The organism is Methanoregula sp., assembly GCF_041663825.1.
In the GTDB taxonomy this organism is placed as follows: domain Archaea; phylum Halobacteriota; class Methanomicrobia; order Methanomicrobiales; family Methanospirillaceae; genus Methanoregula.
Genome location: NZ_JBAYLY010000016.1, coordinates 43013 through 63332, shown reverse-complemented (window position 1 = coordinate 63332; position 20320 = coordinate 43013). Strand labels below are relative to the sequence as shown.

Below are 20320 nucleotides of genomic sequence, written 5' to 3'. Positions count from 1 at the left end.
TATGTGGAACCCGACGGAGTACTAAAATTGCTAATATGAATGACGAATTACGAAAAATTCTCCAGTTGCTTGGGCAGGAGTACGAAAAATATTACTCTTGATGAAAGTACTGCGGAATGTGGGGTACACAGTTACTCTCCAGAAATTTTTTCATTGCGTCCAACCTGTTATGAGTGGTTGCAGAGAGTGATCCTAGATCCTTTGCAGGGGGATGGTTCCTTTCAGGGTTCCGTGCTCCTCAATTTTCAGGTAAAAAGAAACACCGCCAAAAAGCCGTATGCGCCAGATCTGGAAGCGGGGCATACCTTTTTTTGACAGCCGCCGCCCTCCCTTTATGGATGGAAAGGGGGGACCCCCTTCATTTGTACAAAAGCGGCACCCCCCACACCGGGCTGCAAGAGGGGGGGTGGGGGGTAAAACTTTTAAAAAATTGATCGGGGGGCAGGGGTACCTCCCGTTTTTGGGAGCGGGGGGGTACCCCCTTGCCCGAAAAGAGGGACCTGCCCCCCAAGTCTTCGGCCGGCAAAATATACCTTCAGACGATAAATACACGCGAAATACAGGTCATGCGAGTGCAGCCTGGAGGGGGTAGTCCCCCTCATGTGCCCGGACAAGGGGGTGGGGGGCTCATGCTTTTAAAAAATTGGTCGGGGGGTAGGGGTACCTCTCGTTTTTGGGAGCGGGGGGTGCCACCCTGGGCTGACGGGAGGGGGTACCCCCAATGGACCGGGAATCGCGTCGGGAATTCTAATTGAAAAATTCTGATGTTTGTAAAGGAAAAAAAGAGAGAAAGACTGAAGTTCTCCAGATACCTTGCGCTCGTCATCCACGCAAAAATACCCTTCAGACCAGTTTATACCTGAGCAGCGCGGCAATCCCGCCAAGCGCATCCAGGCGCTCCCCGGGTTCAAACTCCGTTGAGAGCACGACGATCTTTGCCTGCATCCGCTCCGCAGCCTCAACGAGCTGCATGATCGTCCGGTTCCTGAGCATAGTGTCGGCAAGCAGCACTTCGTCCACGGCGCCGTACTCGATTGCGGTCTCCACCTGCTTTTTCCCGTAGGCAACCGCCCCGTTCCGGGAGATACGGAGAAGTACTTCGTCCATCAGTTTTACCTCGCGCGAGAGCTGGATGTCGCCTATCAGTTTTTCGAGTGTTCCCGCACCAATAACATCCTGCACCGCACCGCGTCCGATCCGTCGGGTTTCCACCACGATTGCCCGCCCGGCGGGAGCGCTGTTTTTGTTCCTCGCGTATTTAACAAAATCGTCCTTGATAAAACCGGGTCCCGCAATAATGAGCGGCCCGGATACCTCCGCTATGGTTTTGAGCACGGCGTCAAAGAAACCTGTTCGCGTATCGGTCTCCCCGCCTTTGCCGCTTCCTGCCGTGATGGTGATCGCGCTCTCAGGGCCGTACTGCCGGAGCCGGAAGAGTTCGGCTTCACCCTCTTCAAGGGTCAGGATGTGGATCACGCCAAAGACCGAGGATTTTACCGCCCGTTCGATCCGTTCGAGATCGATCGGCCGCCACTGGCGGATAACCGAAATCTCGTAGCCGGTCTCGACATTGATTGTGTGGTATGCACCGGTATCCACGCCGTACACGATGATCCCTGTTATCCGGAGCCTCACCCCGTGCTCGGAGAACTCCACTTTTTCAGTTCGTATACCCAGCCGGACCGGCCGTTTCTCCACTTTCTCCGGCCGGATTTTGTCGGTCGCAGATTCAACGCTCCGAAACGTTGTTGCAAACACCATATCCCCGGGAGATACCAGGTGCTGGAGGTGCCAGAGGTCGTCGATACTCTCCGGCAGGAGCCGGATTTCGCCTGAATTATCCTTAAGTTCGCCGTACTCCGCTTTCATTGCGTCCCTAAAATATCAGAACCGCCGGGCGGAACAAAAGCCGCCACTGCCTCGGTGTTCAGGATCCCTTTAAGCAGTTTTTCCTCTTCAGGACTAATACTCTGCCGCAGGAGACGCAGCACCTTCTTTGCCACATCGTTTGGCTCGTACTGGCCGGGTTTTAACTCGGCAAATGTTTTTGTCCGTGACCTGATCACAGCGGGGGGTCCGCCGATCACGGCTGCCTGCGGTTCAAGCACAAGGCCGATACCCACTGCGACGGGCACGTCCCGGTAATAGGTGCGCTCACCCCGGACGATAAACGATCCCCGGGTAACAAATTCCCCGGACTCCGGAGTCTTGCTAACCTGGTTTGGCTGTGCGCTGAACACATCGGCAGAAAAATGCCCGCTCCGCCACGCGCCGGAGTATGATGCGGCAAATTGCGCCACCTCGTCCATTTTCTCCGTTTTTCCCTTTACGATCACGACACTTGCGCCATGTACATCTGCATGCACAAAGAGATCGCCACCGGACATGTACTTCTTGACCAGTTCCTCGTTCTGCGATGCGTCCCTGCCGCCTAAAACTACAATACCATCACTGGTTATAAACCAACGGAACCGGTGGTACCAGAGTTTTTTCATGGGAACTATATCATGACGGATCATTTTCTTCTTCGGCTTGAAGGTTTTCATCGCCACAAGGGCACCTTCTTTTTTCTTCCTGAATTTTTTTATGATATCGTAGTACCGGCCCGCATTCTGCTCGACACTGTCATGGACGAAGATTTTCACCTTCTTTCCCATATCGATCTCGACTGCCGCCTCGTCAGGATAAAAGGCCACGATCCGTTTTGCATCTGCCGTAGAAGTATCTTTGAGGTGGTGCTCGATCTCCTGCCACGAGAGACGCTTGCTTGCGGCATCAAGCGAGGAAATGACGTGTGCAATAAACTGGTAATTCTCGTAGATCGCGGTCACAATTTCCTGGGTCTTTTTGATTTTGTCATCAAATTTTTTTATTGCCGTTTCCTGGTACTTGTGAATCCGTTCCTCCTGTGAAAATTTTGGTTTTGAAGCGACCCGGACTTTCTCGGCTTTTGTCATCGGGTAAAATGCTTCAAGTGCCTCGGAAAAACCGGCAAACTGGTTTTTGTCGCCCGGTATGCTGTCGGTTCCCCTTGCAAGTACGACCGGCTCGCAGCTTGTGGCAGAAACCACCGGTTCCGCGTGCTGAACCAGATCAAAGAGTGCACGGACTGCGGCATACACCGCCTTTGGATCTGCGTTTGAAGCAGGTGTGGATTTATCGATACCGGCAGTCCGGCATACATACTCCGCATATGTGCCCCCGAGCATCCCGGCAACCGCAAGGGCTCGCACGAGATCCCGGTCATCCCCGGTAAGAGAGGCCGTAAGGTTCTCTAAAGAGCCGGTCGGATCCGTGCTGCTCAGCGTGTAGATGGCATCGGGTACAATGTCCCGGTCCTTGAACCGGTGGTGGCGGAGCGGTTTGATGATCCGGTAGGATTCATCCGTAAGGATTACATTTCCCTCATCAAAGAGTTCAATGATGAGCCGGTAGGTAAGAGTCCCTTTCCCGATATCGAAAACAAGTATCCGCTCTAAGCCATGCTGCCGGATCGCAAGCACCTTGCCGCCGGAGATATATTTACGCAGGAGCATGGCAAACTGCGGAGGATTTTTGGGCGGGGGCGGGAAATTTTTTACCAGGTGCGCCCGCCGGCCGGCCTCAATGAGCAGCTGGTTCTTCGCATGGTTCTCGCCATTTAAACGGATCCCGATGGTGCGGGTTTCGAACTGGTAGATTTTATCGATCCAAAGCGGCAGCCTGGCGCAAAGTTCATGCGTCACCGCCCTCACATCGATCCCGCTCATTCCCTGTGCAGTCGCCATGGATTATACTAACTTACATATGGCTTGCGCACTAAAAAATAAGACTACTGGGTGTTGCCGGATGACTGAAGAAGTGCACGTGGAAGAGCAGCCAGCCCTTTCCCGAAAACAGAAAACCAAACTGGAAAAGCAGACTGATCACATCGAAAGGATCAAGCGGACGGTTAGCGCCTGTTTTATCGGTATCTTTGTCGGGATCCTGTCGTATTACCTGCAGGTTACGGTAAAAAGCGATATCGGGCTTCTTGCTTTCATGCTGATGCTTGCCGGGATCGTCGTCCAGCGGCATATCTTTATGCTGATGCATATGGACACCTCAAAACTCGGTGCAAAGGACTGGATCTACCAGGGTTTCATGACCTTTGCGTTCTGGTTCATGTCCTGGACAATCCTTCTCTCAACGATGACCGTATAATTTTTTCTTTTTAAAAGATACCATGAGAATAGCCATCGTCCATAAAGATCGCTGCCACGCGAAGAAATGCGGAACCGAGTGCATCCTCTACTGTCCCCGGGTACGGACCGGTGACGAAACGGTGGTCATCGGTGTTGAAGGTAAGGCGGTCATATCAGAGGAACTCTGTGTCGGTTGCGGGATCTGTATCAAGAAATGCCCGTTCGACGCCATCGATATCGTAAGCCTCCCCGAAGAACTCGAGCACCCCACCCACCGGTACGGGAAGAACGGTTTTGCACTCTACGGGCTTCCCATCCCGGTACAGGGAAAAGTCACCGGTATCCTGGGCGCAAACGGTATCGGGAAAAGCACTGCAGTAAAGATTCTCTCCGGGCAACTCCGCCCGAACCTCGGGAATTTTGATAACGAGGTTGCATGGGAAGAGATCCTGAAACGTTACGCCGGGACCGAGCTTTTCGATTACCTTCAGACCGTTTCAAAAAAGAGCAGGAAGATCGCGGTTAAGCCGCAGTATATCGATTTCATCCCGAAAGTTTTTACAGGGACGATCCGCGATCTCCTCCGCACTACGGACGAGCGGGGCAAACTTGCGGAACTTCTCCCCGTGCTCAAACTAGACTCAATTATTGACCACTCTATCACCACGCTGAGCGGGGGAGAACTGCAGCGGGTAGCGATTGCTGCCTGTCTCGCCCGGAATGCCGATCTCTACTTCCTCGATGAGATCACGCCGTTTCTGGACATCTACCAGCGCATTTCGGCGGCCAAACTGATCCGTGAACTGGCAGTAGACCGCCCGGTCGTGATCGTCGAACACGATCTTGCTATCCTTGACATGCTCGCAGATACGGTGCACGTAGGGTACGGCAAGCCGGCGGTCTTTGGTGTTATCACCCGGCCAAAAGGTGTCCGCGTGGGTATCAACCAGTACCTCGAAGGATATCTCGCGGAGGAAAACGTACGGTTCCGGGATTCTCAGGTGGTCTTTGAGAAGCGGGCGCACGAGAAGGGCTCTAAAAGGGAGGATCTGGTGGAGATTCCTGCCCTCACCAAGCAGTACGATACATTCCGGCTCACGATCTCGGGAGGAACCATAAAAGCCGGGGAAGTACTCGGCGTTATCGGGGCAAACGGTATGGGGAAGAGTACCTTTGCGAAGCTGCTTGCAGGTGTTGAGAAACCCGATACCGGTACCATGGATATCAAGATCCGGATCTCCTACAAGCCGCAGTACATCAAGCCGGATACCTCGGATTCTGTCGAGTTGTATCTCCGTAAATGCACCAGCAAATTTGATTCCTCCTACTACCAGCACGAGATTCTCGAATCGCTCTCGCTCCAGAACATCCTCCAGTCGCCGGTCGATACCTTAAGCGGGGGAGAACTGCAGCGGGTTGCGATCGCTGCGTGTCTCTCACGCGATGCAGATCTCTATATCCTTGATGAGCCAAGCGCCCACCTCGATGTGGAGCAGCGTGTCAAGGTGACCCGGCTCATCAAGCATCATGCTGAAGGAAAAGCGGTGGCCATCCTCGTCATTGACCATGACATTTACCTCATTGATATGATCAGCGAACGGATCCTTGTTTTTGAAGGCGAGCCGGGTGTCGAGGGAACCGCGGCCGGTCCCTTTGCTATGCGGGACGGTATGAACCGGTTTTTAAAGGCACTCGACGTTACGTTCCGTCGCGACCAGACCGGCCGGCCCCGGATCAACAAACCCGACTCATTCCTTGACCGGGAACAGAAGAGTCGTGGCGAATATTACTACTACGCCGCTGATGACGAATAACTCCCGGGTTCTTGGTATATAACCGGTTTTACGGGCACCATCATTCCCGCACTCCTGTTCCATTTAGTGGGACGGGGAAAGGAACGGGAAGAACCCGGAAAGGAAAGCGAAGATCTGGTCAAGGGGTGATGCAGTGGTCTGTTGCGGCGTTCCTTTCGAAACTGCCGTTTGCGAAACGTTGAGCGGCACTGGTACCGGTGTCATGGTGGTGGGTGTCAAGAGCGTCGGGGTCATGGTCTCAATAGCAATGCGGGGCTCTGTAGAGGTATCCCCGGTATAATACCCGACATCATCCTGCGTGGAGAACCAGAGCCGGTTACCGGCGTCGGAAAAGACCGTCGTGATACCATGTGAGCTCCCAAAACCCTCAAATGTACTCATATGGCTGGTGATTTGATCGTTCTCCCAGATGTAAATGCCATTATCTGTTGCTACATAGATGGCCCCGTCTGATCCTACGGTCACATCATTGATAGCATAGGATCCCCCGCCCCCCAAATCCGATATACTCATAAGTGAGGTAAACCCGGTGCCGGGGTCATAGTGCGCCACCTGGGTGGCATTAAAAAAACAGGCTCCCCCGAGCGGATCCCGTCGAACATGGCCGAGCATCCCGAAAAGATCGTTTTTATCCTGTATTTTATCGAAACGGGTCGTGCCGTTTGATGCCGTCACTTTCCAGAGTCCTTCACGTCCTGTCGCAACAAGGAGGGTATCGGTCGCGCTGTCGAGTGCCATACTGTCTGCCTCATAGAAACCCGGCCCGTCACGGGAATATGGTGCAAACCATGTCCAGGTTCCATCGTGATACCGGTGAAGCGCCGCATTCCCGGTCGCCACCCACATGTCGTCATTCCAGCGCTGGAGATCCCTGACTTCCAGGCTTTTTAAGAGGTCCTGATCGCGTATAACCGTATAATCCTGCCCGTTATAGATCTGGATCCCGCCCCCAAAACCGATCCAGAGGTTACCGGACGAGTCATACTCAAGTGCCGTTACATAGTCATCCATCAGGCCGGCAGAGAAATTATCCCGGTTGATATGCCGTGTGCTCCAGCTCCCGTTGTATGCCGAAAGGCCAAACGACGTGGCAAAGAGGACTTCGCCATGGGGCCCATTGATAATATCGTTTATCTGGGTGGATTGAATCGAACCGGACTCCGGACGAAAAAGGTGGATCGCCCCGGTATATTGAGAGTCTGAAGGGGAAACTGTGGTATCTGTTACTTCAGCCGCTGCTGCAACCGGTACAAAGCAGAACAGAAGCAAAAGGCACAAAAAGAGTTCAGATCTCGTGTGCAGCGCCATCCGCACTCCTGACAGTGACTTTTCCACCATCGTCCGGATAGAATGCTACGGTTCTGCCGCTTTTTCCCCCTACTTCCTCTGCGACGATCCGAAGGTGGTTCTCTGCAAGGATGGCCCGGACTTTTTCTGCATTCCGCTCGCCGATATTGAGATTATTGCCAAAATACTCAAACATGCACGCCCCCCCGGCCATTTTTACCACAAGAGATGCCTTGCGACAGCCCTTTTCTGATAGTTTGCCAAGAAGAAGGGGAACGGCGGTATCGGCATATTTTCCTGGCCGATCAGAACGCCCGGAACTGTCGGGCAGCATAATATGCACCATTGCGCCAATCTGATGTTCCCTGTCATAAATGGTCAGGCCGATACAGGAGCCAAGGCCGATCGCCATCATGGGTTCGGAACCCACATGGTACTCACCAATACCAATCATGACCGGCATTCTGTTCTGGAAGGAAGGGTCAGTCATTCCGTTTCCGTTCATATCAACCGGATTTCATCAGGTTTTCCAGGCGTTCGACAAATGTTTTGAGCATGCTTGTCTCCGGCATCATGATGAGGTCACTGTCGATCTTGTGCTCCTCGCAGACCAGTTCTGTTGAGAATAACATGACCTCATCAATTTCTTCCTGCATCTGGGCAATGAGTGACTGCATGGCAGCATGTGCCATGTCGATGGTGAGTACCGGGGGTGAGGGGAGCATAATAAAGCCGAGGAGTTCTGCGGTGGCATCGAGAAATGCCGAGGCCATGATATTACCGATCTCTAAAAGAGCGCTCTCGTCCATCTCGTTGAGCGGCCGATCCGGATCGGTCAGCCCCAGCATCGTATTTGTCAGTTGAACCGCTGATTTTCGGGAGATATAGATAATGATATATCCCCCGTGCGGGATCTCACCCTGCAATTCAAAGACTACGAGTGCTGCTGATTCCTCCCCGATGTGGTTTGCCAGTTGGGCAACATCCACCACCTTGATCTTGGGGACACTCATCTCGACCGGGCTTGACAGCATCTGGGAAAGGGTGGTCGCGGCATGAGCCGCGCCGATATTTCCCAGTTCCTGCATTGCATCCATCTGAACTGCTGATAATTTCATGATTTGTTCATTCCTGCATCGTATTTACATCAAGAACCGGCACCACATCCCCATCACCAAGGATGGTGACCCCGCTTATTCCTTTCGTGGTCCCGATAAAACTGCTCAACGGCTTTACAACAACTTCCTGCTGGCCTTCGACAGCATCGACAGGAATACAGCATTTTCGTTTCTGGTACTGAACGACAATAAGGATCTCGCACCGGTCCGAGCTCCCGACCATATCATTAAGCCATAGAATCTGGAGCACTTCATCCCTGATCATGGTCACTTCACCGTTGCCGATACGGTGCGTGGCGTCCTTTTTGAAGTTTGCTACTTCAACAATGCTGCTGATTGGTATTGCCAGGCGTTTGTTGCTGATCCGGACGATCATCACATCGACGATCGCCATGGTGGGGGGGAGCAGGAGTTCAAACGTGCTTCCTTTACCCGGGGTCGTCTCTACCCTGATGGTACCTTTGAGTGATTCGATCGCCCTTTTTACCACGTCAAGACCCACGCCTCTCCCGGAGATATCCGAGATCTTATCCGCCGTAGAAAAGCCCGGCTCAAAGAGCAGATCGATTGCCTGATTGGTGGAAAAAGTTGCAGCCGCCTCTGCCGTGATCAGCCCTTTTTCCACGGCTTTTTTCTTGACTTTCTCCACATTGATGCCGGCTCCGTCATCTGTCAGTTCGATGATTACATTATCCCGGTCGCGGTGTGCTGAAAGCCTGACAAGGCCTTTCCTGTCTTTACCTGCCTTTTCACGGATCTCCGGGGCCTCGATCCCGTGGTTTACTGCGTTTCTGATCAGGTGGAGCAGCGGATCGTTGAGGCCGTCCATAACGCTCCGGTCAAGTTCAGTCTCCCCGCCCTCCATGATAAACTCAACCTCCTTGTGATCGTACTGGGCGACATCGCGGACGACCCGGGGAAGACGGTTGAAAATGTGGGAGAGTGGGATCATGCGGATGGCCATCATCAGGTTCTGGAGTTCGGAAACCGACCGCTCCACCATGCTGATCGCCTCGTCCATCTCTTTTATCCTGTGCTCCCCGGCGATCTGCTTGAGCCGGCCCCGGTTGATCACCAGATCCTCGACGAGGTTCATGATATGATCGAGCTGGGTAATATCTACCCGGAGATTCTTTATCTCCCGGTTTTTATCCGGTGCCGTCTGCTGCTTCCTGTCTGGTTCTGCCGGTTTTTTTGCCGAACCGGGTTCTGCCGGCAGGGAGGCCGGTGTTTCCCGTGGATGGATATCCACAGATGCGATCTCGGTACCATGAGCCGCGGTCCTGAGTGCCTCTTCTCCTGCATCACTGGTAATTGTGAGATGCACGGTACCGTCAAATTTTCCTTCGTCAATGGCCTCCTTTGATGGCTGCATGGACCGGATCGTGCCCAGTCCCTCCAGGTTCTGTATTGCTATGAGTGCCCGGACATCTTTCATCATGCAGTCCGGGGCGACAACAACGGTCATTGAAAATTCAAGGCCGGCATTATCTGCAGGATATTCTAAAGAGGGTTCCTCCTCCCCGCTACCGGATTCCTCCTGCGTGACGGGACTTTCGGTTTTCTTTTTCCCGGTGGTGTCATTCTGTTCCAGCCAGGCATGCAGTGACTGTACCTGCGCATCGGGATTTTTAGAGGACGAATCGCCACCGGCTTCGATATCGTCCAGCATCTCCTCGATGAGATCTGTGCAGGCAAGGAGGATATTCTCCAGTTCTTCAGACATCCCTGCACTGCCGTTCCGTATTAACTGGAATACATCCTCCATGGTGTGGCAGAGGTGTTCCATGTCTGCAAAACCCATGGATGCGGATGCACCTTTGAGCGTGTGGATCGACCGGAAGATCTCGTCAATGGCGTTCTGGTCGGCACCATTTTCCAGTATCAGCAGGTTCTTGACAAGGTTTTCGTGGTTTTCTCTGGATTCGGCAACAAACAGTGACCGGTACTGCTCAAACTCAGACATGTGAACCCTCCGCCATCTTCATCACAATCCGTTCGACAGCATCCGGGATCTTTGCGAGCGGGAGCACCTTATCAACAGCATTTTTCTGGATGGCTGATCGTGCCATGCCGTAAACGAGGCAGTCTTTCTCATCGCAGAGAATACTTGTTCCTCCGGCCAGTTTGATGGCAGCCGCTCCGACACCGGCATCGTTTCCCATCCCGCTTAAGATTACGGAAACAATATTTTTCCCAAAGACCTGCGCAGCGGACTCAAACGTCTTATCCACCGCAGGTCTCACACCGTGAACTGTTGGTGCATTGGAGTGGATAATCCGTCCCGTTCGTTTCCCGTCCGTGGTCATCGCCGCACTGATCATGGTGTGGACGCCGGCCTTTGAGATATAGATCGAACCTGTTTTGATGGTATCTCCGTTCTCGGACTCCTTTACCGGCATGTGGGCGATACGGTTCAACCGGGCTGCAAGGGGAGCAGTAAAGCCGACCGGCATATGTTGTGTAATGACAATACCTGCCGGCAGATCCGCAGGCAGTTTTGAGAGAACTGCATCGAGCATCGGCGGGCCACCGGCAGATGACCCGATCAGGACAACTCTTTCCGCGCTTCCTTCTTTGTGCTGGACAACGGGCACGTGTTCTCGCGGTGGAATCTCGTCTGAAGTAAGATGTCGTATTGTTACGACAAGTTCCTCCGCAATGAGCCGGAGCTGCGGGAGATCCTTTGGCTTGAGCAGGAAGTCATCGGCGCCCAGCCGGATGGCCTCGGCGGTCATCTCTGCACCTTCTGAAGTGAGGGAGCTCAGCATGAGCGTTTTCGGGTGCCATGCTGCATTTTTGAGCTCACGCAGAACTTCGAGACCATTCATTTTGGGCATCTCGATATCCAGCGTGATCAGGTCAGGTTTGAGGGTGCTGATTTTTTCCAGTGCCTCAATGCCGTTTGAGGCAGTTCCCACTATCTCAAGGGAATGATCCTTTTGCAGCATATCCCGGATGACTGTCCGCATGAGAACGGAGTCATCAACAATGAGAACCTTCGCCATGACTAACCTAGGTCGCGAGTACGTTCTTGACTTCTTCGAGAACCTTTGGTGCCTGAAACGGCTTCACTATATACCCTTTGGCGCCGGTTTTTATGGCCAGTTTGACCATCTGTTCCTGCCCGACGGCAGTACACATGATCACACGGGCTGCAGGATCGAGCTGTTTTATTGACTTTAAGGCTTCAATCCCGTTTACCTTAGGCATGACCACATCCATGGTGACAAGGTCAGGTTTTAGTTCCTTGTACTTGGCGATTGCCTCTTCACCATTTGTCGCCTCTCCTGCAATCGTATGGCCTCCGGAGAAGAGAATATTTTTGAGAAGAGTTCTCATGAAAAGTGTATCATCCACGATCAGAATAGTTCCCATGGAGCATCAGACACAATATTGGTATATCATGCTATAAATCAGTGATGGAAAAAAACAGCGTTAATTTTGGTTTGTTTGGTTTTTTGTAGCGTCAGAAATATAGCGCACGCCTTTTGTTGTCAGCTGGACTTCACGCCGTATCGTTATGACTTCCGCGATTCCCAGTTTGATGATCCGGTCATAGATCTCATCGAGCTGCTTGTGGGGGATGGTGAGCATATTCTCAATTGCATGGGAATCCATGCCGGAATACACAAGCATTGCAACCTGCTGGGCAACGGCATCCAGTTCGTTACCCGTCATATTTATTCCCTTGGTGGCGTCTTTAAGGAAATTTGTTAGTACCTGGAGCGTTGACAGGGGGCAGAGGATAAGGCTCGACACAACTTCCCCGGATTCAACGTGATCGATCCGGACCACATCGGTCTGCTTGCCCTGCACGTCCCGTTTTGTCAGTTCAATTGCCGCTACATCGGTAAGGGGTACACAGATCTGTTTTTCCGCGCTTACAAACCAGATGCCGGTTTTTACCACCACAATACTGCCTTTCTCCCATTGCGCATTCTTGGCGAGGACGCCGCCCCGGATTGCAGGGGACATGAAATACGCCATGAGCCGGTAGGCATTGCAGTTGGTAAGAATAAGCCGTTTTAATATGATGAGGACTTTTTCAATGCTTGCGATCCGTATAATGGTGTCCGGGTTTCCCTTGACCGTAATGACCAGGACATTCTTCTTTTCCTCCAGATTAAAAACTGATTTGAAAAGGACTTCCGTATCGACAGGTGCGGGAAACGAGATCCGGTCTTCGCCGACCCCTGCTTTTATAACAACCCATTTGCCGTCATATTCAATTTTTAAGGGAACTTCTTTCATGGGACACTCACATGAGTATTTTGCGATGGTGGCGATTTTTCAGGTACTGACTTTTGTTGCGTACAGTTTTATTTTCTTCCCTGTGTTGACGGGATCTTTTTCTTTTCACCTTTGCCTAAACCAGTGAGCTGCTCCGAGAGTTCCATGATGTCTTTTTCGATCTCTGTCGCAGGTGCCTTAAAATCTTTTAATTCACGGAGCAGGCTGACATCATCTTCCTTTTTTACCTGTTTGATGTCGGAGGCAAGCGAACTGAGCATATCCTCATCAGAGCCGGTGGCGGTTCCTGCGGCAAATGATGACATATCCGTCTGATCGGTTTCAGCAGCGGTGTTCACTTCCATGAAAGGAGTTATAGGGGTCGCCGGAACGAGATCATGTGATCCCGGGGCCGGGCCATCGACTGGTGGCGGCGCGGAAGCCGGTGTTGTCGGTTCCTGCGTCCCGCTGTCATCCCCCAGATCGATATCCTCCAGGTTTATGTTGTCCAGATCGCCCAGTGATGCATCGATAGCCTCCACCCCGTTAAGACTATCCAGTTCATCGGATCCGCTGTCTGGATTCGCTTTGAGAATCGCGTCGGCATCATCGGTAGTCTCATCCGGCAGGGCAGGCATTTCGAGGTCCGGTATGGAAAGGCCGGGATCTGCGTCCAGGGGTCCGGGAATGTTTTGTGGTTCCGCACCCGGGTCATCCAGGCCATTTAGCAGGTCTGCTCCAAGTTCCTCCTCTGAGAGTGACATGAACGGGTCGCTCTCATCACCGTCCATTGCTGGCAATGCTCCCCCGGCACCCCCCGGGTTTGTTCCGGACCCTGCCGGCATTGCTGCGGCGCTCTCAAGTGCAGATCCTCTGCTGACTTTTTCTGTTATGGTATGTTCCAGCAGTTTGTTGATCTCTTCGGTTTTTTTCCCGGGTTTTTTGCGCTCTGTGAGGATCTTCCCAAACGAGGTGACGGAAGATGCAAGTAACGAGAGATGATTCCGGATCCCGTTGGTTTTCTCTGCCGGTTTTGCCGGGGCTTTCTTTTCAGTCTTTTTCTCCCCGGTATCTTTTTTGGCGGTGGTTTTCTTTTCAAAAAGTTTCAGGGAACCGGGTTTTTTGAGGATTTGCCGCTGGCGCAGGTTCTTTAAGGCCAGTTTTGAAACCGCATTTTTAATATCTGGAACGGTGATCGAGCCGAGAAGTACCAGCAGGAGAAAACCCACCGCGATTATCAGGGGAAGCATGTAGATAAGCGGAATATTTACAAAAATCAGGACCGATCCGGTCCCCACAATCACGGCAAAAAGAACAATCCTGCGGAAATTTTCCTTCATGTTACTCACCCGTCCCTTATCCACTCTTCCCCAAATTCGTCAACGCCTCTGCACTGAAGAAGAGGCCAACAACGCTTGGTGCCAGCAGAAGAACCAGTCCGGTCAATGTGCAGAATATTGCCGCGTAGAAATAATACATGTATCGATCCCCTCCGCCCACTATCCGCGCGGCTACAATATCGCCAACGGTGAGGATGACAAGTGTGATGGTGACATAGGTCTGCATCGCTTCTTTTGGGAAATTGGTAAAGAGGTTCATCCCGCCTCCAAACACCCCGCTCATGGAAACGCCGGCGCTCTGGCCCCCCGACGACGCTGACATTTGCTGAAACTGGGTCATCATGGTCGACACGGAATCGGTGAGCACCACAAGGATCTCGTACAGCGCGACAAAGAGACCGATCATGGCGACATGCATCGGTACCAGAAGAACGAGAAAACTTTTTGACAGATTATCTTTCTTCTCCCGGAGCAGGGTCTGTTCGAGCATCGATGAGCCTACGACCGTACCGATGGGTTCCGGCGGTCCCCCGAGCCTTACGGTGTCCCGGAAAATGTTGAGGTACTTATAGATGAGGTCACTTCCCGACTCTCCGACAAACTTGTCCCAGCACTGGTTTTCATCGAGTCCAAGGTTAAGTTTTGAATAAACGGAATTTATCAGGGGTCCAAGAGCTGTGAGCGATTTTCGGTCGATGCTTCCGAGAGCGTACACGGCAGTTGTTCCCTGTCCGCCCATGATCGCGCCAAAACTTCTGATAAATACAGAAAAATCATTGTCACGCAGGGTAATGTTATGGTCGTCAATAAACCCGATAATACCGAGGGGGGCCATCAGGATACCCACAAGAATAAAGATCAGGCTTGCCGGGATCCCAAGAAGTACAAGAACAACGATGACTGCAAGCGTGAGCGGGACGATGATCCGTTCCATGGCGTGAATCGTCTCCTGCTCCTTTGACATGCGGTCAGGGAGCCCGTGGCTTTTGGGGTCGTCGGGGACTGACGTATACATAAGGGTGATACCAAACACACAGATGGCAAGGATAATCGCATACGACGTGTTAAATGTCGTCTGGAGATCCCCGGGGGCATAGATCACCACCGATACCATGATGATGATGGCGATGACGGTGCCCGAGAGGAGCAGGGCGACGTATGCATCGCTCCATTTCTGGAGCATGGTCATTCCCTGTTCTACCTGGCTCCGATAGACCGTCCTGACCGTTGAGAGTTCATTACTCAGGAAATCTTCATCCGGGACACCTGATTCAATAGAGTTGGCGTACCGGTTCAGCATGTTCCTGAGGATATCGTTCTGGGTCCGCTCAGCTACAATAGTTAGGCTTTCGGCATAACTGTAGTTCCATTTTTTTACAAAGGTATCGACTTTCCCGATGTATTTTGCCGAGATATACTCGTGACGGTTTGCTGCAAAAGAGAAAATTTCGGGTCGGGTTGCATCGGCAATCGCAAGCGAGGCCATATACGTGGTCATGAAAAGAAGATCCGCCCCCATCTTCTTTTTTTCATGGACACCGGCGAGTTTCTCTTTGAGGGCCGCAATTTGAGTGGCAAACGGCAGCGATCTGGCTGGTGGCGCTTTCTGTGTCCCGGGAGGGGGTGCGATCTCTTCAGGCATATTATGCCCCAATTGTAAGGAGACCCTGTTTCTTGATCTTGGTCATCATGTGGAAGAGATCCCAGAATTTCACGTATCCTGCTTTATGCAGACGTTCGAGGATCTTTGCGCGTTTCTCGACCTCTAAGTAAATTTCCGCTTTCCTGCTGTCGGGGATCCCAAGCATTGTTGCGATCTTGTTCTCGAGAAGAAATGAACTACCCTTCCCGGACCAGATGAACGTATCGGTGACCGGTTCCCAGGTAAACATCTGGACAAACGTGAATCCCCCGGTTTCTGCATTATATCCCACCAGTTCGTTGCAGCTGATCATCCGGCGCACGGTTGCTCCGTCAGGCCTTTTGACCGCGCTCTGGATAATAACCAGGTTAAGGTTGTCCACATACGTCTTTGGGATATCGATGGGATCCCCGCAGAGACGCTGGATCAGTTTCTCTACGGATGCCGCGTGGAAGGTACTCATCACGGGGTGACCCGTCTGCATCGCACCGAATGCGACGGCACCCTCAACACCCCGGATTTCACCGACAAGGATCTGGTTTGGACGCTGACGCAGGGCGGCCTTGAGGAGGTCGAACATGGTGACCCCTCCTCCTGCACCGTCCCCTTCCCCTTTGCCTTTGGCAAGGGCCACCTCACGTATCCAGTTCCGGTGCGGGACGGTGAGTTCGGGCGTGTCCTCGATAGTGATGATCTTGTTCTCCGGGGGGATGAAGGTGGTGATAGCATTCAGGAGCGTTGTCTTGCCGCTTGCTGTTTCACCGCTTACAAACAGGGACATGCCGTATTCGATACAGATCCAGAGATAGGCGGCGGCGAGGTAATCTATACCATTGCTCTCTACAATGTTGAGGATGGAGAGCGGCACTTCGTTTACCTTACGGATAGAGAAGTTGCTGCCGTGCTTGCTGATCTCGGTCCCATAGACGATGTTGATACGGGAACCGTCCGGGAGAGTAGAATCGACGATCGGGTTCCGGTACGTGATCGGCCGTTTTATCCGTTCCGCCACTTTGACTACGAATTCATCGAGTTCGCTTGAAACTTTGAACTCGATAACGGATTTGAGGCCTTTGAACATCTTGTGCTCGATAAAGATCGGTCCCACACCATCACAGGAAATATCTTCGATATAGGGGTCGGAGAGGAATGGTTTGAGAACTCCCATATCGATTTTATCCCGGATAAGGAGATACTCGATTGCCTGGTACTCTACTTTGGTGAGGATGATCTTGCCATCCGGGGTAATGGGAACGTTTTTGCTCTTCTTGCCGGACTTCATCTTGTTCTGTGCGGTAAAATCCGTGTTAAGGAAGGTGACCAGTTTGGATTTTGTTCCTTGTGTGTCTTTTCGGGTCAGGCTTGCGATATCCACGCCGGGAGGTTTTATTATTGCAACTGCGGCCAGCATTTTTTTTAAGACTGCTATCCGCTCCTTGTCCGTGGTCGGATCCGTATCAAGGCCATCGATGAGATCGATGAGTTTGGTTTCTATGACCGGCAGTACCTCGCTGACGCTGTGCAGGAATGATGGTTCGATGGGGATGTAGAAGTTTCTGACATCATCCGGGTCCGGCAGGATGTGGACAAATGTTGTATCGTTGACCGGGTAGATGACGTTGGGGTTCTTCATAGATCGAACATCCTTTTTTAATTCCGATAAAAAGAGTGGGATGCCGTAGGTATTCACCGGGAAGGTATGGAGATATTCGAGGAGATGCGGACTGTTCTGTACATACTCCTTTGCATTTGCGGGGAGCATCTTAAATAACGCATCCGATTCGAGATCCGCGTACAGGTCGATATCGACATCCACCGGTTCGGGTTTGAACGGGAGGTTTATCGCGACCGAAAGGGAACCCATACTTTAGATCCTCGCGAAACTCATCGGAATTATTTTCATCCCATAGCCCGGATGAACTTCAAAACTGACAAGGTTACCGGTTGTCTTTCGTGCGCCACGGACTTTGACGACTTCCATGACCATGACGTACTTGTCCCCGACAAGGGCTTTTTTCATATTGAGGTGCGCATCGCAGATGGAACGGATCCGCACAAGTGTATCTTCCTCGAATGCATAGGTATGGAGCGTGACGAGAACCGTTTTGCCATGATCCACGAGCGATTTACAGTTGGTAAAGAAGGTAAGGATGGTATCTGTTTCAGCATATTCGGTGAAAAGTGTCAGTGAATCAACAACAGCAACCTGTGCTTTGCTGTTCTGGATGTACGAGACCAGCCGTGCCAGGATCCCTTCCATCTCCTCTTTTTTCCATTCAAAACCGACCACATGGAGGGGGAAGACCTTGAGATATCCCCATGCATAATAATCGGAGATGTCAAGGCTCATCGATTCCATCTGCTTGATAAAACTCTTGCTGGTATTTTCTGTTGTAAAAAGATCGACAGAAAAACCCTGTTTCATTGCACCCCAGACGATCTGCTGGGTAAGGACACTTTTGCCGGTATCGTTCTCACCTTCGATGAGGGTCAGGGATCCCACCGGGAGGCCATCGGCTATCTTCTTGTCCAGTTCGTTGTTACCGGTTGAGATGATCTGATGATCCTCGCCCCCCATCAGGTCGGAAAGATTAGATGCCATATTCTATTTTCCCCTCATAGCAGTTTTGATGCATAGACCCCGTTTCCTGTAGTGATCTGGAACCACTCGGGAGATATACCTGATGTTGTTACCTGTATCAGGTAGGATTCCCCGGGATCCAGTTCGGAGAGATGAATGATCTCATTGCCTTTATCGATTATCGTCCATGTTCCGGGACCTGCGACTGTGCTGTAGGTATCTAACTGATAGTTATTGGTACCGTCATAGACAATGACATCCATGTGCCGGAAGTCTGAGATGATCTCTTTTCCGGTATTATTTATCGTACAGTTGAATGTGTAACCGCCCTCAACAGGAATCACTTCGGAAGTTTCAGGGATAGTAAAATCGGTTCGTAATCTCATTTCCTCCTGCAGGGTCACGGCTTTCTGGGCGTTTGTGACAATCTCGGCAGTGGAAAGAGTACTTCCGACCAGCATATACGCGACGATCACCAGAAGCAGCACTCCTACAGCCGCCCCGATAAGATCTGCAACAGCCATACCAGATCACCTTATGGAGGAGCACTCACCGTAAACTGGTCCGACCTCCAGATCCCATCTGGCAGGGTAAACTGGAAATAATTCGGACTGCCAGAGATATCCAGTTTTTGGGTCAATGCATCAATTTCCACGGTCTCGCCGGGATCCCAGTAATTATTGACGTTTAAATCGCTCAATATATACAGCCACTGCCCGTCGGTCAGTTTGTCGGATGTAGATAAACTCATCCGGTTAAAATCCCCTGCATTGCCACAGATAACATCGGATCGCTTGATATCAGAAACAGGGATCTGTTCACTTCCCGTATTTTTCATCCAGACTCGGGCGTACTGGCTGTTATTTGCCACAGCAAGTACAATTTTGAAATCCGTCCGGAGCCGTTGGTCGGATGCGTGGCCGGCTGATGAAAATGTTCCTGCCATCTGGTAGACCACCGGGAATATGGCGCTGATAAGTACGCCCGCAGCTATTACAGCAGTAATCAGGAACAGGGCGGTCGTGAATGTATCTGAGGACATGGGTTATATCCTGTCCGGCAGGTTCATCCACTCTTCGTCTTTTCTGGCATTCCGTGAAGGTTCACGTTCTTTTTCCGATAATTCCGGTGCATCCGGTCTTTCTTTTGCCGGCAGCACCTGCTGGCGCTGTTCCATCATGACCTCAATCATGTCCCGGTCAAGTGAAGAATCGGTGGGTGACAGGATCCGGTTGAGTGCGTACAGTTCGGATACAAATTCATCCGGCCCGACTTCATGCTCGTCTCCCAGGTTTGCCGGCATAAGGCGGGAGATCTCTTTTATCTCGTCACAGGATTCCCGTGAGATGTACCCCATGATCCGGTACGATTCAAGGATGATATCAAGCCGGTCGTGCCCGAATTTGTGTATGGCTCCGTTCGTCCATTTGAACAGTTTGTACACTTTCTGGAGCCGGAGTTTTTCATTGGCGAGCGTATTCTGGCTGGTTTTATGGCTGTTTACAGGGATCTGAGATTTTAAAAGCGCGATCATCTGCTCGTCCGGTAGCCGTCTCTCTTCATGGGTGGTGGGGGGAAGTGTCTCTGGTTTTATTTCAGGCTCGGGTTTTTTGCTCTCTTTTTCCTGTTTGACCTTTGCGGCGTCAGCGGCGGCATCAAGCGTTGACTCACGTGCGTCAAGAGCTGCCTCTTTTGCCTCCAGTGCAGATTTTTTTGCATCCTGAGTGGAATCAGCACTTTCACTGGTACCAGCGGTTCCTCCGGATGCGGTGGCTACCAGGGTAAACGGGTTCTCCAGTTCGTTCATCCGTTCCCTGATATCCATTAAGAGGCGTTTGATGGAGGTTTTTATAAGGTCAACTTCCCGTTCGAGGTTCTGGAGTTTAACCTCGGGATCATCCTCAGAAGCTGCAGTGATGATGTGGTCGACCTGAGCCTGATTTACCGCCATAGCATTGAATTATTATCCTGTTTTTTGTTAATATACTTTGCCCCGGGAAACCGGGTTTTGTTGGGGATTTTTTCTGTTTTGGTGTTTAGGGCGGGTTTTTTTCTGACAACTGCCGCCTACCCTTTATGGCGAGAGGGGGTACCCCCCATTTTGTACAAAGGTGGCACCCCCACCTTCGGGCTACAAGAGGG

18 protein-coding genes are annotated in these 20320 nt (G+C 51.8%); 2 read left to right on the top strand and 16 right to left on the bottom strand.

Annotation, left to right across the window (positions count from 1 at the left end):
• Positions 1 to 843: 843 nt before the first annotated feature.
• Positions 844 to 1869 carry an mRNA surveillance protein pelota gene (locus WCX19_RS08795; RefSeq protein ID WP_373007228.1) on the bottom strand — a complete coding sequence of 342 codons (1026 nt, stop codon included), beginning with the start codon at positions 1867 to 1869 and terminating at the stop codon, positions 844 to 846.
• Entirely contained in the window at positions 1866 to 3767 is a 1902-nt protein-coding gene (gene rqcH, locus WCX19_RS08790) for a ribosome rescue protein RqcH (RefSeq protein ID WP_373007226.1), read from the bottom strand. The genes WCX19_RS08795 and rqcH overlap by 4 nt, the downstream gene beginning before the upstream one ends.
• A gap of 61 nt (positions 3768 to 3828) precedes the next feature.
• Here rqcH and WCX19_RS08785 point away from each other — a divergent pair, with 61 nt between their 5' ends.
• Together WCX19_RS08785 and WCX19_RS08780 are read left to right on the top strand one after the other, a co-directional pair.
• Positions 3829 to 4182 carry a hypothetical protein gene (locus WCX19_RS08785; RefSeq protein WP_373007224.1) on the top strand — a complete coding sequence of 118 codons (354 nt, stop codon included), beginning with the start codon at positions 3829 to 3831 and terminating at the stop codon, positions 4180 to 4182.
• 22 nt (positions 4183 to 4204) lie between these two features.
• Positions 4205 to 5977, top strand: a complete 1773-nt coding sequence (locus tag WCX19_RS08780) for a ribosome biogenesis/translation initiation ATPase RLI (protein WP_373007222.1) — start codon at positions 4205 to 4207, stop codon at positions 5975 to 5977.
• A 63-nt stretch (positions 5978 to 6040) separates the two neighbouring features.
• Here the strand turns inward: WCX19_RS08780 and WCX19_RS08775 are convergent, their stop codons facing one another.
• The 14 genes from WCX19_RS08775 to WCX19_RS08710 all read right to left on the bottom strand — a co-directional run bounded on the left by WCX19_RS08775 (position 6041) and on the right by WCX19_RS08710 (position 20129).
• Positions 6041 to 7285: a two-component regulator propeller domain-containing protein gene (locus WCX19_RS08775; protein WP_373007220.1), complete on the bottom strand. Its 1245-nt coding sequence runs from the start codon at positions 7283 to 7285 to the stop codon at positions 6041 to 6043.
• Positions 7263 to 7754, bottom strand: coding sequence for a chemotaxis protein CheD (locus WCX19_RS08770; protein ID WP_373007218.1), 492 nt, complete (start codon positions 7752 to 7754; stop codon positions 7263 to 7265). The genes WCX19_RS08775 and WCX19_RS08770 overlap by 23 nt, the downstream gene beginning before the upstream one ends.
• Positions 7755 to 7770: 16 nt before the next feature.
• On the bottom strand, positions 7771 to 8382 hold the full coding sequence (locus tag WCX19_RS08765; RefSeq protein ID WP_373007216.1) for a chemotaxis protein CheC: 612 nt from the start codon (positions 8380 to 8382) through the stop codon (positions 7771 to 7773).
• A gap of 7 nt (positions 8383 to 8389) precedes the next feature.
• Entirely contained in the window at positions 8390 to 10348 is a 1959-nt protein-coding gene (locus tag WCX19_RS08760) for a chemotaxis protein CheA (protein WP_373007214.1), read from the bottom strand.
• A complete protein-coding gene (gene cheB, locus WCX19_RS08755; protein ID WP_373007212.1) occupies positions 10341 to 11390 on the bottom strand; it encodes a chemotaxis-specific protein-glutamate methyltransferase CheB in 1050 nt (349 codons plus the stop codon). The genes WCX19_RS08760 and cheB overlap by 8 nt, the downstream gene beginning before the upstream one ends.
• A 7-nt stretch (positions 11391 to 11397) precedes the next feature.
• Positions 11398 to 11760, bottom strand: coding sequence for a response regulator (locus WCX19_RS08750; RefSeq protein ID WP_373007210.1), 363 nt, complete (start codon positions 11758 to 11760; stop codon positions 11398 to 11400).
• 60 nt (positions 11761 to 11820) lie between these two features.
• A complete protein-coding gene (locus tag WCX19_RS08745; protein ID WP_373007208.1) occupies positions 11821 to 12636 on the bottom strand; it encodes a CheF family chemotaxis protein in 816 nt (271 codons plus the stop codon).
• A gap of 68 nt (positions 12637 to 12704) precedes the next feature.
• Complete coding sequence (locus tag WCX19_RS08740) at positions 12705 to 13955, bottom strand: hypothetical protein (protein ID WP_373007206.1); 1251 nt, start codon at positions 13953 to 13955, stop codon at positions 12705 to 12707.
• Between the two features lie 16 nt (positions 13956 to 13971).
• Positions 13972 to 15597, bottom strand: a complete 1626-nt coding sequence (flaJ, locus tag WCX19_RS08735; RefSeq protein WP_373007204.1) for an archaellar assembly protein FlaJ — start codon at positions 15595 to 15597, stop codon at positions 13972 to 13974.
• Between the two features lies 1 nt (position 15598).
• Entirely contained in the window at positions 15599 to 17461 is a 1863-nt protein-coding gene (locus WCX19_RS08730) for a type II/IV secretion system ATPase subunit (RefSeq protein WP_373007202.1), read from the bottom strand.
• A 3-nt stretch (positions 17462 to 17464) separates the two neighbouring features.
• On the bottom strand, positions 17465 to 18199 hold the full coding sequence (locus WCX19_RS08725; protein WP_373007200.1) for an ATPase domain-containing protein: 735 nt from the start codon (positions 18197 to 18199) through the stop codon (positions 17465 to 17467).
• A gap of 14 nt (positions 18200 to 18213) precedes the next feature.
• Positions 18214 to 18702: a hypothetical protein gene (locus WCX19_RS08720; protein ID WP_373007199.1), complete on the bottom strand. Its 489-nt coding sequence runs from the start codon at positions 18700 to 18702 to the stop codon at positions 18214 to 18216.
• A gap of 11 nt (positions 18703 to 18713) precedes the next feature.
• The gene (locus WCX19_RS08715; RefSeq protein ID WP_373007197.1) at positions 18714 to 19220 is read right to left on the bottom strand and encodes a flagellin; all 507 of its coding nucleotides are present in this window, start codon (positions 19218 to 19220) and stop codon (positions 18714 to 18716) included.
• Positions 19221 to 19223: 3 nt separating this feature from the next.
• The gene (locus WCX19_RS08710; RefSeq protein WP_373007195.1) at positions 19224 to 20129 is read right to left on the bottom strand and encodes a hypothetical protein; all 906 of its coding nucleotides are present in this window, start codon (positions 20127 to 20129) and stop codon (positions 19224 to 19226) included.
• Positions 20130 to 20320 lie beyond the last annotated feature (191 nt).